Source organism: Salinisphaera hydrothermalis C41B8 (genome assembly GCF_000732535.1).
Classification (GTDB): domain Bacteria; phylum Pseudomonadota; class Gammaproteobacteria; order Nevskiales; family Salinisphaeraceae; genus Salinisphaera; species Salinisphaera hydrothermalis.
In genome coordinates this window covers 18727-35231 of the sequence record NZ_APNK01000038.1, presented here as the reverse complement: position 1 = coordinate 35231, position 16505 = coordinate 18727, and the positions used below count along the sequence as shown (strand labels likewise).

At 62.7% G+C, this 16505-nt stretch carries 19 protein-coding genes; 8 read left to right on the top strand and 11 right to left on the bottom strand.

Translation table 11 applies throughout. The features are described 5' to 3' along the window. The first annotated feature begins 93 nt into the window (after positions 1-93). Positions 94-1044, top strand: coding sequence for an IS481 family transposase (locus tag C41B8_RS16565; protein WP_037340727.1), 951 nt, complete (start codon positions 94-96; stop codon positions 1042-1044). 12 nt (positions 1045-1056) lie between these two features. Here the strand turns inward: C41B8_RS16565 and C41B8_RS16560 are convergent, their stop codons facing one another. The 4 genes from C41B8_RS16560 to C41B8_RS16545 form a co-directional block, all read right to left on the bottom strand. Continuing rightward, the gene (locus C41B8_RS16560; RefSeq protein ID WP_037340725.1) at positions 1057-1539 is read right to left on the bottom strand and encodes a hypothetical protein; all 483 of its coding nucleotides are present in this window, start codon (positions 1537-1539) and stop codon (positions 1057-1059) included. 11 nt (positions 1540-1550) lie between these two features. After that, positions 1551-2276 (bottom strand): C39 family peptidase, encoded by a 726-nt coding sequence (locus C41B8_RS16555; protein WP_051883688.1) that lies wholly within the window; start codon positions 2274-2276, stop codon positions 1551-1553. Continuing rightward, positions 2245-2580: a hypothetical protein gene (locus C41B8_RS16550; protein WP_051883687.1), complete on the bottom strand. Its 336-nt coding sequence runs from the start codon at positions 2578-2580 to the stop codon at positions 2245-2247. The genes C41B8_RS16555 and C41B8_RS16550 overlap by 32 nt, the downstream gene beginning before the upstream one ends. A gap of 107 nt (positions 2581-2687) precedes the next feature. After that, positions 2688-3332, bottom strand: a complete 645-nt coding sequence (locus tag C41B8_RS16545; protein WP_198025261.1) for a hypothetical protein — start codon at positions 3330-3332, stop codon at positions 2688-2690. 103 nt (positions 3333-3435) lie between these two features. On the opposite strand from C41B8_RS16545, the gene C41B8_RS20730 reads away from it, so the two are divergent. Further along, the gene (locus C41B8_RS20730) at positions 3436-3750 is read left to right on the top strand and encodes a hypothetical protein (protein WP_198025260.1); all 315 of its coding nucleotides are present in this window, start codon (positions 3436-3438) and stop codon (positions 3748-3750) included. 572 nt (positions 3751-4322) lie between these two features. Here the strand turns inward: C41B8_RS20730 and C41B8_RS16540 are convergent. Next, a complete protein-coding gene (locus tag C41B8_RS16540) occupies positions 4323-4673 on the bottom strand; it encodes an ArsR/SmtB family transcription factor (protein ID WP_037340722.1) in 351 nt (116 codons plus the stop codon). Between the two features lie 89 nt (positions 4674-4762). Between C41B8_RS16540 and C41B8_RS16535 the strand changes: the two genes are divergently transcribed. Next, positions 4763-5509 (top strand): glucose 1-dehydrogenase, encoded by a 747-nt coding sequence (locus tag C41B8_RS16535; RefSeq protein WP_037340719.1) that lies wholly within the window; start codon positions 4763-4765, stop codon positions 5507-5509. A gap of 180 nt (positions 5510-5689) precedes the next feature. Here the strand turns inward: C41B8_RS16535 and C41B8_RS16530 are convergent, their stop codons facing one another. Next, positions 5690-6640, bottom strand: a complete 951-nt coding sequence (locus C41B8_RS16530; protein ID WP_051883689.1) for an AraC family transcriptional regulator — start codon at positions 6638-6640, stop codon at positions 5690-5692. A gap of 181 nt (positions 6641-6821) precedes the next feature. On the opposite strand from C41B8_RS16530, the gene C41B8_RS16525 reads away from it, so the two are divergent. Beyond that, complete coding sequence (locus C41B8_RS16525; RefSeq protein ID WP_037340716.1) at positions 6822-7655, top strand: oxidoreductase; 834 nt, start codon at positions 6822-6824, stop codon at positions 7653-7655. 203 nt (positions 7656-7858) lie between these two features. Here the strand turns inward: C41B8_RS16525 and C41B8_RS16520 are convergent, their stop codons facing one another. Together C41B8_RS16520 and C41B8_RS16515 are read right to left on the bottom strand one after the other, a co-directional pair. After that, the gene (locus tag C41B8_RS16520; protein WP_037340714.1) at positions 7859-8350 is read right to left on the bottom strand and encodes a flavodoxin family protein; all 492 of its coding nucleotides are present in this window, start codon (positions 8348-8350) and stop codon (positions 7859-7861) included. 209 nt (positions 8351-8559) lie between these two features. Continuing rightward, positions 8560-9468: an AraC family transcriptional regulator gene (locus C41B8_RS16515; protein ID WP_037340712.1), complete on the bottom strand. Its 909-nt coding sequence runs from the start codon at positions 9466-9468 to the stop codon at positions 8560-8562. A gap of 99 nt (positions 9469-9567) precedes the next feature. On the opposite strand from C41B8_RS16515, the gene C41B8_RS16510 reads away from it, so the two are divergent. After that, positions 9568-10323, top strand: a complete 756-nt coding sequence (locus C41B8_RS16510; RefSeq protein ID WP_037340708.1) for an SDR family oxidoreductase — start codon at positions 9568-9570, stop codon at positions 10321-10323. 286 nt (positions 10324-10609) lie between these two features. Here C41B8_RS16510 and C41B8_RS16505 read toward each other — a convergent pair whose 3' ends face one another. Continuing rightward, entirely contained in the window at positions 10610-11614 is a 1005-nt protein-coding gene (locus C41B8_RS16505; RefSeq protein ID WP_198025259.1) for an AraC family transcriptional regulator, read from the bottom strand. A 118-nt stretch (positions 11615-11732) separates the two neighbouring features. Here C41B8_RS16505 and mddA point away from each other — a divergent pair, with 118 nt between their 5' ends. Then, entirely contained in the window at positions 11733-12500 is a 768-nt protein-coding gene (mddA, locus tag C41B8_RS16500) for a methanethiol S-methyltransferase (RefSeq protein WP_037340706.1), read from the top strand. 214 nt (positions 12501-12714) lie between these two features. Here mddA and C41B8_RS16495 read toward each other — a convergent pair whose 3' ends face one another. Then, a complete protein-coding gene (locus C41B8_RS16495; protein WP_037340704.1) occupies positions 12715-13191 on the bottom strand; it encodes a LabA-like NYN domain-containing protein in 477 nt (158 codons plus the stop codon). A 305-nt stretch (positions 13192-13496) separates the two neighbouring features. Here C41B8_RS16495 and C41B8_RS16490 point away from each other — a divergent pair, with 305 nt between their 5' ends. After that, positions 13497-13961 carry a DUF2867 domain-containing protein gene (locus tag C41B8_RS16490; protein WP_198025258.1) on the top strand — a complete coding sequence of 155 codons (465 nt, stop codon included), beginning with the start codon at positions 13497-13499 and terminating at the stop codon, positions 13959-13961. A gap of 370 nt (positions 13962-14331) precedes the next feature. Here C41B8_RS16490 and C41B8_RS16485 read toward each other — a convergent pair whose 3' ends face one another. Further along, complete coding sequence (locus tag C41B8_RS16485; protein WP_037340701.1) at positions 14332-15219, bottom strand: LysR family transcriptional regulator; 888 nt, start codon at positions 15217-15219, stop codon at positions 14332-14334. Positions 15220-15336: 117 nt separating this feature from the next. Between C41B8_RS16485 and C41B8_RS16480 the strand changes: the two genes are divergently transcribed. Continuing rightward, the gene (locus tag C41B8_RS16480) at positions 15337-16203 is read left to right on the top strand and encodes an SDR family oxidoreductase (protein ID WP_037340699.1); all 867 of its coding nucleotides are present in this window, start codon (positions 15337-15339) and stop codon (positions 16201-16203) included. Positions 16204-16505 lie beyond the last annotated feature (302 nt).

Genomic DNA, 16505 nt, shown 5'->3' with positions numbered 1-16505 from the left:
CCTAGGTGTGACCTCTCAGTAGATTGTTCATCCGAGCCGCAAGCCTTGAAGCTGATGGGTGCTGAAATCCGTCAGACGTAAGGAGCGACCCGGATGAACACACACAAGAATGCGCGACTCACCGTTCACAGTCGACAGGTGCTGGTCCGTCGTGTGATCGAACAAGGGCTCAGACCGGTCGATGTCGCCCAGGCCATGGCGGTCAGTCCCCGCACGGTCTACAAGTGGCTGGCGCGCTATCGCAACGAAGGCTGGACTGGATTGTCGGATCGAAGCTGCCGGCCGCACCGATGCCCGCATCGGACCTCAGCCGCGCAGCAAGCGCGCATCCGCCGTCTCCGTCGCCAGCGGCGTATTTATTCGGCGATCACGCGTCAGACCGGCGTGCCGCGCGCGACGGTCGCGCGCGTGCTCCAGCGGGCCGGCCTGAATCGATTGTCGGCGCTGGAACCCTCGCCGCCCGTCCGACGCTACGAACACGACGCCCCCGGCGACCTGTTGCACCTGGATATCAAGAAAGTGAATCGTTTTGCGCGTCCCGGTCATCGCGTGACCGGCGACCGGCGCGGCAAGTCGCGGGGAGCCGGTTGGGACTACCTCCATATGGCCATCGACGATCACAGCCGGGTGGCCCATGCCACCATCTGGCCGGATGAGACCGGCGCCAGTGCGGTTCGAGCGCTGATCGCCGCGCTGCGTTACTACCGCCGCTTGGGCGTCCAGTTCAAGGCCGTACTCACCGACAATGGGGCGTGCTATCAATCCCGGCGCTTTGCCACCGCCTGTCGTCGACTCGGGCTTCAACACAAGCGCACGCGGCCGTACCGGCCGCGGACCAACGGCAAGGCCGAGCGCTGGATTCAGACGGCGCTACACGAATGGGCGTATGCCCATGTCTATCAAAACGCCGATGAGCGCGCTGACTATCTGCCGTACTGGCTGCATGACTACAACTGGCATCGACCCCATGCCAGCCTGAACCATCAACCACCGATCAGCCGACTGCGGCTCAACGTGAACAATGTGGTGGGTTTACACACCTAGGGCGCGACGCGCTCAACGGCCCAGGCCGGTGAGTGCGTCGCGAACGGCCGACTGAATGGACAAGGCTTGTGCCAGCGCCTGGCTCGTCACCGTGACGTTCAATACGTTCAGGTTGCGAATGGTCTGCTGATCCAGCGTGTTCTGAATCACCGTGCCAATGCTGCCGGGCAGCAGATGCAAGCTGTTCGGATCGAACGTATTGCCGGGGCCGTTTTGAATCACGCGCAGGAGCTGCGTCGGCAGCGTCTGGGTATCGATCACCGACGACGCGACCAGCTGACCGTTAATATAGGTCAGCTGCTGAATGCCCATCGCCACATCAACCGTGACGCCGCCTTGGGACAACGTAAAACCGCCGCGCAAAGCCGCCAGCCGGGCATCACTGACCGGCGTCAGCCCGGTAAAACCGGCGCGGTCGCCCATATCGGCCGCCGTCGCCGTCGCCGAGGCCAGCAGCGCGATAACCAGCACGAACCATCCCGAAGCAGCACGCATGATCGACGCTCCTAAAATTGAATGGCCCCCGGGGTGAGTACTCGCGTCAACGCCAGATTCGATATATCCAGCGCTTGCCCCAAGGGGGCCAGGGGTTGGTTAGACCAGTCGGCGCGGCCGTTGAAAACGGCCTCCTGCCGATGATTGGTGACGACGAACAGAATCGGGCTGCGCATCGTCTTGCGGAAACGCTCGATCGGCAGCGTCCGGGCGCCTATTGACGGATCCCCGACCAGGGCCCGCCCCCCGCTCAACCCCTTGACGACCACGAAGTGGTTATAACCGTGCTCGGACACCAGCACGATCGCCGGCACACCGACCTCGGCCAGTTTGCTCAGCGGCGCATCGTAGCCATTGGCCTGAAAACCGTGCGCGTCGAGGTAGCGCTTCATATCCAGCAGCGAAAATCCTTCGCGGCGGATCTTGGTTTGATCGCCGTTTTGCCACATGGCGCTGAACACCGCTTGTTCGCTGATGGGATCGCCGTACTGATAGCTCAACAATGTCGCGACAGCGGCCGAACCACAGCTGTAATCGAACTGCTGATGAACGGTTCGTGCGAACCGCAACGCCTGCATGCTGCGCACCGGGACATTGCCCACGCCCGTGGCGATTTCAGACAACCAGACCGTACCCGCGATCGCCCCCGGTGCGGCCAGCCCCAGCGGCACCATCGCGAGCAAAGCCAGCCGCCGCAGCGCGGCTTTACTGCATTTGCAGGTTGAGAATGGTCGCATTTTGAATGATCACATTATTGCCGGAATTCTGGATCACCGTGGGAATCCCGCTGGAGCCCGAAAACGCCTGCGTACCGACCACGTTGCTTCCGGTTATGTTGTTGCTGGCCTGGTTGTCCGACAGCTGCGCGGAGAGATTCGCCTCACTGAGCTGAAAGACATGCCCCCCTCGATAGGCGCTCAGGGTCTGCGCCGACACGGGGGCACCCAGCCCGTTGCCAATGGTCGACGAACGCTCGGACGGCGCCGGCGCGGCCCCGGCGATCGACGAAACACCGACGAGAGCGGCCGCCGCGGCGATCAAACATCGTTTTGTTGTGTTCATGGTTATCACGCCTCTATAAACCCGCGACGTGGAAAGTTTGGCGCGGACGGAAACCCGTCCGCGCCCCTCGGCGATGCCGAAGTTTCCTATTGCAGGTTGAGGTTGGCCTGCACCGTCACCCCCTGCTGGATCAGCGACCCTGCGCCCGTGTTCTGGCTCACGGTCGTGACACCCGCCGAATTGGCCAGGCTGCCGCCGTCGATGGTGTTGGAGGCATTGAATGTCCCCGCCGCTCCACCGAACGAGCTGCCGCCCGCGCCGCCCATGGCGCCATTGCCGGTGGTCACAGTCGCCAGCGCATAGCCGCTGGTCGCAGCGCCACCCATACCGCCGGCGCCACCGCCGCCACCGTTGCCGGTCGCGGTCGCCGAACCGGTGGCATTGCTGCCACCCGCGCCGCCGTTGGCAGACGCTGTGGTCGCGCCCGTCGCGCCGCCTGCGCCACCGGTGCCGGAGCCGCTATTCGAGCCGCTGGCGGAGCCGCCGCCACCGCTGCTAGAGCCGCCGCTCGAGGCCGCACTGCCATAAGCGCCACTGGCGCCGGCACTCGAACCGCTCGAACCGTTACCGCGGCCGATGCCGCCATCGCCACCCATCGCGCCCTGGCCCGCATTGGCCATACCGCTGGTCGTGGTTGTATTGGCCGTGCCGCCGTCACCGCCCGCACCGCCGGCAGCGCCTCGGTCCGCGGTGCCGCCAATGTTGCCCGCACTACTGCTATTGCCGGTCACCGTCCCGTTGAGGTTGGTTGTGGCATCCGCCGACCGGTTGAACGAGTCGGAGTTGTGCGAATTACTGTAGCTGTTGGTACGCGTCGTCGTGGTCGTAACCGGGTTGGACGACGCATTGTGGTTATCAACCCAACTTGCGGTTGAATTTTCATTGGCCGTCGGACCGGCGTTACTGTCCTGCGTCGCGGTGGCCGTCGCATTCTGGTTCCCGCCCTTACTGTTGGTATTGGTCGGGTTAGCCCATGCCGGCGCGGTCAAGCTCATCGCCAACGCCACGGCTGCTGTCAAAGTTGTCCTGTTCATCGATGAGACCCCCATCGTATTTGGTGAAGCGGAGCCCACCCTATGTGCGCTCGCACTCTATAAAATGGCAATCGGCGTGCCATTTGGGACCAAAACGCAACACACGAAAAAATAACGATTTTTTAATCCCTGCATCGCGCAGGGAAATCAGGCGCCTGTAAAGCAGATGACACAGGAGACGGCATTCAATCCGGGGCATCGATTTCATGCCGTTGTTCTTCATTTATTTTTTCTTGCCGCGTGTTATCCAGGTCTTGTATCGGCTCTGAAACATGGCGTGAAAGCCTTTGTCGAACATTCCATGCCCTGCCCATGAGCCCGGTGACACATCATCATGCGACCGGCTCAAAAACCGCGGCGTTATGCGGGCTAAACCTCGCCGCTCACACGGCGGCGAACGAGGGGTTCTAAAGAAAGCGGTGTATCGAAAGGGAAACACGACGGTACCCAGGAGCCGCAATCGAGCGTCAGGGCCTCATCGCACCCTCCCGGCGTTTCGCCTGCTTTATTTTGTAAAACAGGGGACGAGCTCGGCATGAGAGATTGGCTGTCGCGGGAACAGACCGCCGATGCTCGAAGGGGCTTCGTACGACCCGCCGATAGCGGCCGCGACAGCAGATGGATACGACGTCATATGGCCCAGGTGTACGTCGCCCGATCAACGCTATCGTCGCCGGGCGCGCCGAATCAGCTAGCCGGCGTCGAGCGTTCGCCCATCTGTTGGCGATACGCGCTCATGATGGCATCGAGCAAGCCGGGAAAACGCCGATCGATATCGGCACGGCGCGACGTATTACGCATTTCCACACCCTGGCGCTCACTGTGCACGAGCCCGGCTTCCCGAAGTACACGGAAATGTTGTGAGAGCGTGGATTTGGGAATCCCTCGCTCAAGGGCTGTAGCAAAACGCGTGCAGCTTTGCGGACCGTCGGCGTGCTCGAGTTCTGCATAGATGGCCATCCGCACTGGATCCGACAACGCATGCAGGATGGCTTCCAAGCTCACGTCGTCGGTCGAGGGATGGGTCAACGGGCGCATATAAGCAGTTTACCAGCCCTTGTTTATTGGTTCATTAGTTCGCATTTACTGCACTACGGGATTTACCCCGATCCATAAGGACCCCAGACATGAGCAAGCTTGCAGATAAAGTCGCCCTCGTTACGGGCGCATCGAAAGGCATCGGCGCCGCCATCGCGCGTCAACTGGCGGCTGACGGCGCATCGGTCGTCGTGAACTATGCATCCAGTCAGGCCGGCGCCGAGGCCGTGGTTGCCGAGATCAGCCAGGCCGGTGGCCAGGCCGTGGCCGTCGGCGGAGACGTGTCGCGAGCCGACGATGCCCGGCGACTGACCGAAGCCGCCATCGAGCATTTCGGCCGGCTCGACATTCTCGTCAATAACTCCGGAGTCTACGAATTCAGTGCCCTCGACGATATCAGCGAAGCGCACTACCGCCGCCAGTTCGATATCAACGTACTCGGACTTCTATGGGTCACCCAGGCCGCGGCGAAGCACATGAGCGACGGCGGCAGCATCGTCAACGTCAGTTCCCTGGCGACCCGCATCGTGCCGCCGAACAGCGCGGTCTACAGCGGCACTAAGGGCGCGGTGGAAGCCATCACCGGCGTGCTTGCCCAGGAACTGGGCCCGCGCCGGATCCGCGTCAATGCCGTCAGCCCCGGCATGGTAGAAACCGAAGGCACGCAGACCGCCGGCATCATCGGCTCCGATATGGCGGCCGACACGGTCAAGCGAACCCCGCTAGGGCGCATCGGTGAGCCGCAGGATATCGCGTCGATCGTGGCGTTTCTGGCCTCCGACGATTCGTATTGGCTGACGGGCGAAAATCTCTACGCCGCCGGTGGTATGCGTTAAAACGCCGCGGCCTCCGGTCGGAATCGCAAGAAACCACCAGGCTCGCTCCGAACGGGGCGAGCTTTTCCCGACATACGGGCGCGCTGCCCATGTAGCGTAAAAATCCCGACGCCACATTACCGAAGCATGTCGGGCGCGCCGTACACACCGGCGGCGACGGCTCCTCAAGCCCTACCTCGTTCAGTGCGAGGCGACATAAATCGAAGGAGACGGCTTCGCCGGCAACGCGAAAGATGAACGCATCCAGGCCACTTCCGCAGTTGGGGTGCGGTCGAACAGACGCTTGAATTCGCGACTGAACTGGGACGGACTTTCATAGCCGACCGCGGCCGCCGCCGAGGCGGCGGTCATATCTTCACGAAACATCAGCAGCCGGGCCTGATGCAGCCGCACGGTCTTCACGTACTGCATGGGCGAGGTTTCGGTCGCGGATTTAAACTGTGCGTGAAATGTCGGGATGCTCATGCAGGCATCACGCGCCAGCTGCTCGACCGTGATCGGGCGCGCATAGTCGCTGTGAATCCGCTGGATCGCACGGCGGATACGGCCGAACGGCGTGTGCGCGCCGAGTGCCGCCCGTAGCCCGGCGCCCTGCGGGCCTTGCAGTACCCGATAATAAATCTCGCGCACCATCGCGCGGCCCAGCACCGGCTGGTCCTCGGATACGGCCATGATTTCAAGAAACCGTGCGACCGTCGCCGCCATCGCGGGTGCCATCGGGGACGCGATCATGCCGCAGGGGCGGGCCGGCGCATCCATGCGCTGCGTCTCGATATCCATGAGCAATTCTGCCGCGAGCGGTATGTCGAGATGCAGATAAATCGCCAGTAATGGCTCTTGCGGGCTGGCATCGGTTTCCATCGTGAACGGCACGGGAATCGACACCGCCAGATAATGCTGCGCATCGTAGACATAGCTTCGATCGCCCCAGTACCCGCGTTTTCGGCCCTGGCAGACGATAACGATACCCGGGTCGTACAGCACCGGCACGTGGCGCAACGCGCGGTTCGAACGTAAAAACCGCACGTCGGGCAACGCCGTCAGGTTATAGCCCTCCAACGGCGACATGCGATCAAGCAATTCGACCATGCGCTGCTGCTGATCACTGGGCGGGGCTGTCGTTGAACGCATCGGCGACTCTCGGTAACGCGACGGCGGACATCGAGTGTAGACGATGCCTGCACGCTCGCTCTGTCGCGCCATAGCAATAGGCAAGCCAACCATACGATCGGCCGTTCGAAAGCACGCGCCCGCTTTCTAGCATAAGGCCACCCCGCTTCGGGCCTTGCCACATCCACAGAGAGCGTTTGTCATGAGCGACCATAAAACCATCCTGATTACCGGCGTCAGCAGCGGCTTCGGCCAGGCGTTGGCCGCCACGGCGCTGGCCGCCGGGCATCGTGTGATCGGCACCGTACGCCGCGAAACCGACGCCCGCGCATTCGAACGACACGCGTCCGGCCGTGCCCACGCCCGCCGGCTCGACCTGACCGACAGCGCCGCCATCGCCGAGGTCGTCGCGCAGACGAGCCGCGAACTCGGTCCGATCGATGTGCTGGTCAACAATGCCGGATACGGCCATGAAGGCATTCTTGAGGAATCGCCGACCGACGAGATGCGGCGGCAATTCGAGGTCAACGTCTTCGGCGCGGTCGAAATGATCCAGGCCGTGCTACCCGCATTCCGGGCACGTCGCCGCGGTCATATCATCAACATCACCTCGATGGGCGGTTATATCACCATGCCGGGCATCGCCTACTACTGCGGCAGCAAGTTCGCGCTTGAAGGCATTTCCGACGCCCTCGGCAAGGAACTGGCGCCGTTCAATATCCATGTCACGGCTGTTGCGCCGGGCTCGTTCCGAACCGATTGGGCCGGCCGATCGATGCAGCGCTCGCCACGGCATATTGCCGATTACGACGCCCTGTTCGATCCGGTGCGCCAGGCGCGCAAAGACAAGAGCGGCCATCAACTGGGCGACCCGTCGAAGGCCGCCCGAGTCATGCTCGACATCATCGAAAACGATACGCCGCCCGCACATCTGCTGCTCGGCAGCGATGCCCTCAAGCTGGTGCGTGATCGTCTCGCGGAAATGTCGCGCGAGATCAAAGCCTGGGAAGCCGTCGCCGTCTCCACCGACGGATGAACCGGGATGCGGGGCGCTTCAGCGCCCCGCACCGGCTTTCGGGTGGATTCACGCCGGGCGTGTCCGTCACGCCATTCATCGAACGGGCTCAATCCCGCCATACGATATCGGCCGCAATTTGGCCGCCACCGCTGCTCTATTTTCGAACCGATGACGGGGATGTCGCGCTCCACGACCCGCCGACACTCGGGCCACCGCGTCGTTCAGGCGGCGACTTTGGATTCGGCGCGCCGCAGCGAATCGGCGAAAGAAGTCACGGCCGCGCCGTATCGATCCCCTTTCACGTCGGCCTCCCGCAGCACCATCGTCGCCACGGGCGCGTGTCGCGAGAGTGTTTCCATCTCACGCAGGCAGCGCTCGCCGGCCGAACCGCCGTGCGTCAGAAAGAATGCCGCCTGGGGTAGCCGGGTCCGCTCCTGCTGCAGATAGGCACGAACCGGTGTGCAGGGATGAAAGGTCCAGATGGGGCCGCCAACGATCACCAGCGCATAGTTCGACGGATCGTGCCTGACGCGCGCAAGCGCCGGCAGATGGTGACGCCAACTGTCGTATCCCGCGCGGAGCATGCCGCGCCAATCGGGCGTATACCGGTCGCAGTGCAACGCTTCGACATCCGCTTCGAGTTTTCGGCCCAGGGCCGTCGCGACCGTTTGCGTGGTGCCTGTGAGCGAGTAGTAAACGATGAGTGTATTCATCACGCGTCTCCAGGGTTATGCGTAGTCATCAACGCCACCGGTGGACAGACCCTAGCGCGTCGACGCGCGTGAATATTGATCAAGCGCAATTGTGAACCGGAAACCAAAGGCGGCCGCCCGCTGGCATCGCGTCGCAACGGGCGCGAGACCACGGAAGCCGCTACATGCCGGACGCGTGAAAACATCGGGCCCGCGCCTGCCGCCTCAACTCAGGGCAAGACCGATCGGTCGCCTTGGGCGTACTGCGTTGGCGTCATGCCGATACGCCGGGTAAACGCCGCGCTGAATGTGCTCGCCGAGCTGTACCCCACGCGTTCCGCAATATCGGCGACGCGGCTGGTTCCGTTTCGGAGCATCCGTTTGGCCAGCGCCATACGCCAGGCCAACAGATACGCCATTGGGGCCAGCCCCACGGTTCGGCGAAACCGCTCAAAGAATGCCGACCGCGACAGCGCCGCCTGGCTCGCCAGGTCGGCCACCGTCCAGGCGCGATCCGGAGCGCCATGCATGCCCCGTATCGCGTTGGCCAGGCGCGGATCGGCGAGCCCTCGCACCAGACCCGGCGACGCCGACGCGGTGCCACTGGCACGCAACGCCTCGATCATCAGCACCTCGAGCAACCGGGCCAAGACCATGTCCCGCGCCGGTCGATCGGCCCGCGATTCTTCACCGACCAGCGTCACAAGCATTGCGAGCCGCTCCTGGCCACGCACGTGAATGCGCTGTGGCAATAACGAAACCAGCAACGCCGCATCGGACGATTCGAAATGACAATGGCCAATCAGCATGCGCACGTTCGGCACGGCGTCGGCCTCGCCGAGCCGGAACACCCCCTCACCCAAGGGAACGGGCCAGTTTTGTACCTCAAGTGGCGGCGCCGGTCGGCTCGAGGCCACGATATCTCGCGCCGAGGGTGCCAACAGAAAATCGCCTGCCATCAGGTGAATCGGCGCCCCGCCGCCCGGCGAAGACAAGCACTCGCCTTCCAGCACGACGCAATAGAACAGATCGCCGGGATCGCTGCGATGGACGCGCCAGGGCCCCGCGCCGATGACCTGCTTGGAAAACCGCATGCTGGGCTGCAACAGCGAAACAACGTCAGCCAACGGGTCGATCAATTCCGGACTCTCGCCAAAGATATCTGGATCATCGATTGTATCGAGTCCGGACCGCCCAGCCTATCGTGAGTGACTCATCGGTTTTATGCAGGAGTTGTCATGAAAACGGTTCTGATCACCGGTTGCTCGTCCGGCTTCGGCCTTGAAATCGCGCGTTATTTCCTCGATCGCGATTGGCAGGTCGTCGCCACCATGCGCACGCCGCGCCCCGAGGTTTTGCCGACATCCGATCGGTTGCGCCTGCTTGCGCTCGACGTGACCGACCCGCAGAGCGTGGCCGCGGCCGTCGAGGCCGCCGGCCCCATCGATGTGCTGGTCAACAATGCCGGCGTTGGCGCAGCCGCGCCGTTCGAATTGACCGAGCCGGCCCTGGCACGCGCACTATTCGAAACCAACACCCTCGGCACCATGGCCATGACCCAGGCCGTATTGCCACAATTTCGATCACGCGGCGCCGGCACCGTGATCAATGTCACATCCACGGTCACGCTCAAGGCGCTGCCGCTCCTTTCGATGTATACGGCCAGCAAGGCTGCCGTAAACGCATTCACAGCCTGCATGGCCATCGAACTGGCGCCGTTCGGCATCGCCGTACACATCGTGCTGCCCGGTCGCTCGCCGGAAACTCGCTTTGGGGACAACGCCCATCGCCAAGGACTCGACGACGCCGCCTACGCGGACCTGGTTCAGCAGACTATCGCCCGAATCACCGACGAATCCGGCCCTGTCACGCACGCCACGGACGTTGCCGAAGCGGTATGGCGTGCGGCGACCGATCCGGCGGCACCGATGCGTATCCCCGCGGGCGCCGATGCGCTCGAATGGGCGCGGGACGCCGGTTGGTCGGTTCCTTGATCGGCTCGCGTTCCGGCCACCTATGCAATGGCGCACGGGCCACCGGCAACACACCAACCGCTGGGCGCGGGCCCACCCGTGCACTTCGTGCGCCGCCCCACGTTCTGGGCCGTGACTTGCCGCATCAGCGCGGCGCCTCAGCCGTGATTTGGGCCATCCGCGAGGCCGAGCCTCGCGCCGGGATATCACGAGACAAACACCTCGTGGCCAAGGCCACGAACGCAGTTGATCGCCTACTCTCTTTAGAGCCTATTCCAATAAGACGGCGAGGACTGCGGCGCCCGTACTATCGGGCGTTGCGGCGTTCGGGTTTTGCGGACGGCGGCTTGGCCAAGCTGGACAATTCACCATTCAGGCGCCACGCGCCCGGCGAAATCCCGTAATAGCGCTTGAAGGCGCGCTGAAAGGCAGCCGGGGAATCGTAACCCACCTCCTCGGCGATACGGCTGATATTACAAGTGCGCCGCTGTAACAACCGGGCCGCCTTCTGCATCCGCAAGCGGGCCAGATAATGCATCGGTGCTTGACCAAGAACTGCCCGGAAGCGCGCGGCCAGGCGCGAACGGGAACTGGCCGCGACCTCGGCGAGCGCCGTCACCGACCAATCGTATTCCGGCGCCCGGTGCAACGCATGCAACGCACGTCCAACCATCGGGTCGCGCACGCCGGCCAACCAGCCGTCGGCATCATCGGGCAGCGCTCGGACGTACTGGCGTAGCGCCTGTATGAATAACAATTCCGTAAGCCGCAAACGGACGCTGCCGGCGCCCGGGGCGTCATCCACGATTTCGTCAGCAACGTGATCCAGTAACGATCCGGGCACCGTATCCAGGCGTACGCAGAAATGCATGGGCAGCGAGGCGAACAACGGTTCAAAGGCACGCCGGTCGCAACCGAGAAAGCCGCACAGCAACGTTATTTCCGGCTGGTTTCCCGTGCTGAACCGCTCATGCCGCAAATCGCTCAGCCGGCGTGTTTCCAGAATGCTTTCAAAGCGCACCGCGGTCCGGGTCGGCTTGTCGCCCATCCGGTGCCGGCCGCCGTGCGGAAACACGACCACCTCGCCCGGCCCGGCAACAAACCAAGCGTCTTTCCGGCCCCGAAACCAGCAGTCGCCGGCGACCACGGCATGAAATGCGATGATCTGATTCGTGCCGCTCGGCAACACCCCGGCGAGCGTTGCAAACGTCGGGTTGGCCTCGATACACCAAGGCCCGGCGAGATCAATACGAAAAATCAGCGCCCCGGTGAGATGCACGCGATCGAGCACATCGGAAAGAATGTCGAGCACCACAACACTCCGTCAGCGCTCCGGTGTTTCGAGCATACGTTCAGGAGTATAGGTCATTTCCGAGACGCCGCCGCAGCGCGATGCTGGGTCTTAGCCTGACCCGATTCGGAGGTGCGTCATGCAACGCGGAATCACCATAGCTTATGGCGGATTTTGCTATCTGCTGTTTTTACTGACGTTCTTGTATGCCATAGCCTTCTTCGCCGATTTCGGCGTGCCGCGAACCATCGACCGGGGCCCGGCCGTGCCGGCCATAACAGCGCTGGCGGTGGATATCGCGTTGCTCGGGCTGTTCGCGATTCAACACAGTGGCATGGCGCGATCCGGGTTCAAGCACTGGCTGTGCCGCTACCTGTCCGCGCCGCTGGAGCGCAGCACCTACGTGTTGCTGTCGAGCCTCGTACTTTTGTTGCTGTTCTGGCAATGGAAACCCCTGCCGGGCGTCATCTGGTCGCTGCAATCGCCCGTCGTGGTCGCACTGCTGTATGCGATAGCTGCGCTCGGGTGGCTCATCGTGCTCACCAGCACGTTTGCGATCAACCATTTCGATCTCTTCGGCCTGCGCCAGGTATGGCTCTCCGCGCACGGAAAACCGTATAAGCCCGTCGCATTCCAGGAGCATTTCTACTATCGCCTGGTTCGCCATCCGCTGATGCTGGGCTTCATCATTGCCTTCTGGGCCACGCCGACCATGACCGTCGGACATCTCCTGTTCGCCGTGATCAGCACGGCGTACATGCTGCTGGCGATCCACTTTCTGGAAGAGCCCGATCTCGTGGCCGCGCACGGCGAGGCGTATCGCGATTATCAGCGTCGAGTCCCGATGATCTGCCCCCGACTGGGGGCCGGCCGCTCGGCACACGGGCGACGCCACGGCAGCACCTGAGCTTGCGGGAGGTCACAACACCTGGACGATAGACCGGCGATAGGAAGATGATCGCGTCGAAACGCCGGTTGGGCCGATCCGTGGCGCGAACAACGCGACCAGGCTCATACCGGGTTCCAAGGCGCGCGAGTGTCGTCGCCCGGCCCGAGCCGAAATCGACACGGGCTCAGGTCATCGGTCTCATGGTCAGCGCGAGGCAATCCACAACGCGCCCTCAACCCAGTAGCAGCTCGCCCTCGATGGGAATGAACTCGCTGGCGGCGTTGATGAGCGCGTACGCGGTCAGCTTGGGCACGCCATAGACCTCGACACGTTTGCCGTGCACCTCGCGAATCTTGCGGGCCAGCAAATCGAAGTCGCCGTCGCCGGAGGCCAGCACTACCACGTCCGCCAGGGCCGCGTACTCGATGGCATCGAGCGTGATGCCGACGTCCCAATCGCCCTTCGCGGAACCGTCCGCGCGCTGGATGAACGGCTTCAGCTTCACCTCGAAGCCGATGGTGCGCAGCGTGTTCTGAAAGCCACGCTGTTTGGCGTCACCCCGGTCGGTGGCATAGCAGCGGGCGGTCAGCACCTCGCGTCCCGCCGTGGCCTGCGCCCAAAACCGGCGATAGTCGAATTGTTTGCCGTAGGCGTCGCGCGCGGTGTAGTAAACGTTCTGAGTGTCGACGAAAATCGCGACCGTGGTCATGAGGCGAATGCCAGGCTGGGCTCGAATTAAGGCCGCCAGCATGCCACGCCCGGCCTCACGAGTGGCGCCGGCGGACGGAGATCATCGCGCACGGGCCGCATCGGTCAATGGCGTCGACATCTTCGCAGGATTCCGAAAGGCCGTCGCGCCGTTGAGCCGCTGAAAACTCGGAATCAGCTCAGACAGCCGTTCGTGTCATTATTCATCGAAGATTGCGCCTTACAGCTATCGAGAGCGGGATGCGGAAGATCGGACACACCCGGGAAGTACCATGCCCTCGAGAGAGTCTCGTTGCCGATTGGCTCGTGGACGCCGATCTCGCCGACGCCTTCGCTATCCGCATCCCGGAGCACGCCGCGGCGCAGGGTATCCTCCATTTGGCGCGATGCGTGCTCGGGCATCCGCCCGTTTGGTTTAAAGGGCTCATATCGCTTCGCGACATTCTTGTTGCCGGACTCAACATCAAAACATCCCGACGTCTGCGCGGCGACGCGGAGGCTGACGATGCCGACCATATCGACTTTTTCCGAGTTCTCGCCGTATCGGAGAACGAAGTCATCATCGGCGAGGACGACCGGCATCTCGACTTCCGAGGCTCGGTTCTGATACGGCCCGTCCCCGGGCGCGCCGAGGCCGAGCTCATCGCCACCACCGTGGTTCACTGCCATAACCGCCTGGGCAAGGCCTACCTGATGATCATCGCGCCATTCCACAGGCTCGTCATACGTTCCAATCTTGCGCGGGCAGCCGCAAGAGGTTGGACCCAATAAAGCCGCCGTATAGCATCGATCGTCACCCCGATCTTCCGACCGCCGGGAGCAGAAACGATCTAGGATTGACGCCGGCGTTTTAGAGTTCCGGGTTGCAGCTTGGCAGAAAGCGTCGTCGCGACGCTCAAGTTCGAATCAAGGGATCGCCAGCCGTTCGTATCATGACAGGCTACTCTGATTGCGGTCTTCGAATACATGGAGACGTTCCATAACCTCCTGCGACCTCGTCAGACGGTCGGCTGTCGAAGTGCCGGCAGTCGAGGACGCGTTGAATCCGATGTTCAGTCACTGGTTCGTCGTAACCGATGGACCCGATCAGACAGCCTCGGATATCGGGCCAGTCCAACCTGCCGCTATTTCTCTTGAATTTTCATCGATCCAGAAAAGCCCCAAGCTCTTCGGGTGTGCCCGTCGGGAAGGTTTCCTTCAGGAAATCCATAAAAGCCGAGACGCGCGCGTTGAGAAGACGCCGCGTCGGATAGAGCGCCCACAACGCAACGTCCGACCCCGGCACGTCGGCCCAGTGTGCAAGACGGCCGTCGGCAATGTCCTGGTCCACGAGGGAAATCGGCAGACGCGCAGCGCCAGCGCCTGCCCGGACGGCGTCACGGATCATGATCATCGACGACAACCGCAGCACCGGCGCAATCTCCATGCTCGCCTCGCTCTGGGCGCTGACAATGGACCAGCGCTTTTCCTGTGCGTTGTTGCGCACCACGGCCGGCACCGGCGCGCCGTCTACACGCGCCTGCGTCGGACTGGCCACAATCACGAGCCGATCGCGTAGGAAAGATCGTCCGACCAGCATCTCGTCCGGATCGGGATTCACACGTATCGCGAGGTCGAACCCTTCCTCGATCATGTCGACGATGCGATCTTCGGTGGTCACTTCCAGTCTGACATCAGGATGACGCAGCGCGAACTCGGCCGCGAGCCGCCCCATCGCGATCTGTGAGAAGAGCAACGGCACGCTGAGCCGCATCCGCCCGCGAACCTGCGTACCGCCGGAGGCGATCGCGGCCGTCGTTTCCTCGAGCTCGGTCAGCAGATGGCCGGCTCGTTCGTACAGCGCCCTGCCTTCCTCGGTCAGCTTGAGATCCCGGGTTCCCCGCTCGAACAACCGGAGGTTAAGCGACGCCTCCAGGCCAGCCACTCGTCGCGACAGCGTCGCCTTGGGTCGGTGGGCCGCACGCGAGGCTCGTCCAAAACCTCCGTGACGCGCGACGAGCGTGAAATCAGCCAGCGCGAGCAAATCCATAACCGCTCCGAAAGTGTTCCGTCCATGGAACAGTGCGTCTAGATATAGCGTCTATTCGCGGATAAGTGAATCACCTAATTTGAGCTCGTCGATAAACACCACCCAGGAGAGACTCAAATGACCATTCTCGTAACCGGAGCCACCGGCCGTGTCGGCCGTCATGTTGTCGAACAACTCATCAACCGCAACGCCGATGTGCGCGTCCTCACCCGCGATCCCGCCAAAGCGAATTTCCCGGCGAGCGTCGACGTGGCCCAGGGCGACTTGCTTGATATCGATAGCGTGCGTAAGGCCTTCGCCGGCGTCCGTACGCTCTTCCTGCTCAACGCCGTGAGCGGCGACGAATTCACGCAAGCGATCATCACCCTCAACCTTGCCCGCGAAGCCGGCATCGAACGCGTCGTCTACCTGTCGGTATTCGAGGCCGACGACGCGGTCGACGTGCCTCACTTCGCCGTTAAATACGGCGCCGAGCGAATGCTGGAAAAGCTGGGGTTCGGCGCGACGATCCTGCGCCCGGCCTATTTCATCGACAACGACGCGATGGTGAAAGACGTCGTCGTACAGCACGGTGTCTATCCGATCCCGATCGGCAGCCAGGGTATCGGCATGGTCGATGCTCGCGACGTCGCCGAAGTCGCTGCCATCGAGCTGATCCGACGCGACACAGCGCCGGGCAACCTACCCATGGAGACGATTAACCTCGTCGGCCCGGATACGCTCACCGGCGAAAATATCGCCGCGATCTGGTCCGACGTCCTCGGCCGCCCCATCGTCTACGGCGGTGATGATCCGAGCGGGTTCGAACAGAACATGGGCCGCTTCATGCCGAGGTGGATGGCGTACGAGATGCGGCTCATGGCCGAGCGCTACGTCAGTCACGGCATGATTCCGAAACCAGGCGATGTCACCCGGCTTACCGCCCTGCTGGGCCGCCCGCTGCATAGCTATCGCGAGGCCGTGAACGCGCTCGCCGCAGCCTGAACCCGGCCGACCTACAGCAAAAACAGACCACGCTCTACGTGCCCCAAGCTCGTAGGCGTGGTCTGCTCCTGTTGAACCGCAGACAAGGCTGCCATCACAAAACGACCGTCACGAGTCAGGACTTCGTATGACGTTCGTTAACCGAAACATTCCGTATATCTGTGTCAGAAATGCGCCGAGCGGTTCGTGTTCACCTTGAGCAACGTCGTCCAAGCGTCGTCTTCTGAAAATCGTGGCCGCCAAAAGACCCATAACGAGTCCCCTTCAAACGAGTCCCCTTCAACCGAACCTCCCAAACAAAT

Excerpts from the sequence above, each read along its gene's own strand:
- C41B8_RS16530 (WP_051883689.1), bottom strand. The coding sequence starts at position 6,640 with ATGCGTTCAACGACAGCCCCGCCCAGTGATCAGCAGCAGCGCATGGTC.
- C41B8_RS16540 (WP_037340722.1), bottom strand. The coding sequence starts at position 4,673 with ATGCGCCCGTTGACCCATCCCTCGACCGACGACGTGAGCTTGGAAGCC.
- C41B8_RS16520 (WP_037340714.1), bottom strand. The coding sequence starts at position 8,350 with ATGAATACACTCATCGTTTACTACTCGCTCACAGGCACCACGCAAACG.
- mddA (WP_037340706.1), top strand. The coding sequence starts at position 11,733 with ATGCAACGCGGAATCACCATAGCTTATGGCGGATTTTGCTATCTGCTG.
- C41B8_RS16480 (WP_037340699.1), top strand. The coding sequence starts at position 15,337 with ATGACCATTCTCGTAACCGGAGCCACCGGCCGTGTCGGCCGTCATGTT.
- C41B8_RS16525 (WP_037340716.1), top strand. The coding sequence starts at position 6,822 with ATGAGCGACCATAAAACCATCCTGATTACCGGCGTCAGCAGCGGCTTC.
- C41B8_RS16510 (WP_037340708.1), top strand. The coding sequence starts at position 9,568 with ATGAAAACGGTTCTGATCACCGGTTGCTCGTCCGGCTTCGGCCTTGAA.
- C41B8_RS16535 (WP_037340719.1), top strand. The coding sequence starts at position 4,763 with ATGAGCAAGCTTGCAGATAAAGTCGCCCTCGTTACGGGCGCATCGAAA.
- C41B8_RS16555 (WP_051883688.1), bottom strand. The coding sequence starts at position 2,276 with ATGCGACCATTCTCAACCTGCAAATGCAGTAAAGCCGCGCTGCGGCGG.
- C41B8_RS16560 (WP_037340725.1), bottom strand. The coding sequence starts at position 1,539 with ATGCGTGCTGCTTCGGGATGGTTCGTGCTGGTTATCGCGCTGCTGGCC.
- C41B8_RS16565 (WP_037340727.1), top strand. The coding sequence starts at position 94 with ATGAACACACACAAGAATGCGCGACTCACCGTTCACAGTCGACAGGTG.
- C41B8_RS16485 (WP_037340701.1), bottom strand. The coding sequence starts at position 15,219 with ATGGATTTGCTCGCGCTGGCTGATTTCACGCTCGTCGCGCGTCACGGA.
- C41B8_RS16495 (WP_037340704.1), bottom strand. The coding sequence starts at position 13,191 with ATGACCACGGTCGCGATTTTCGTCGACACTCAGAACGTTTACTACACC.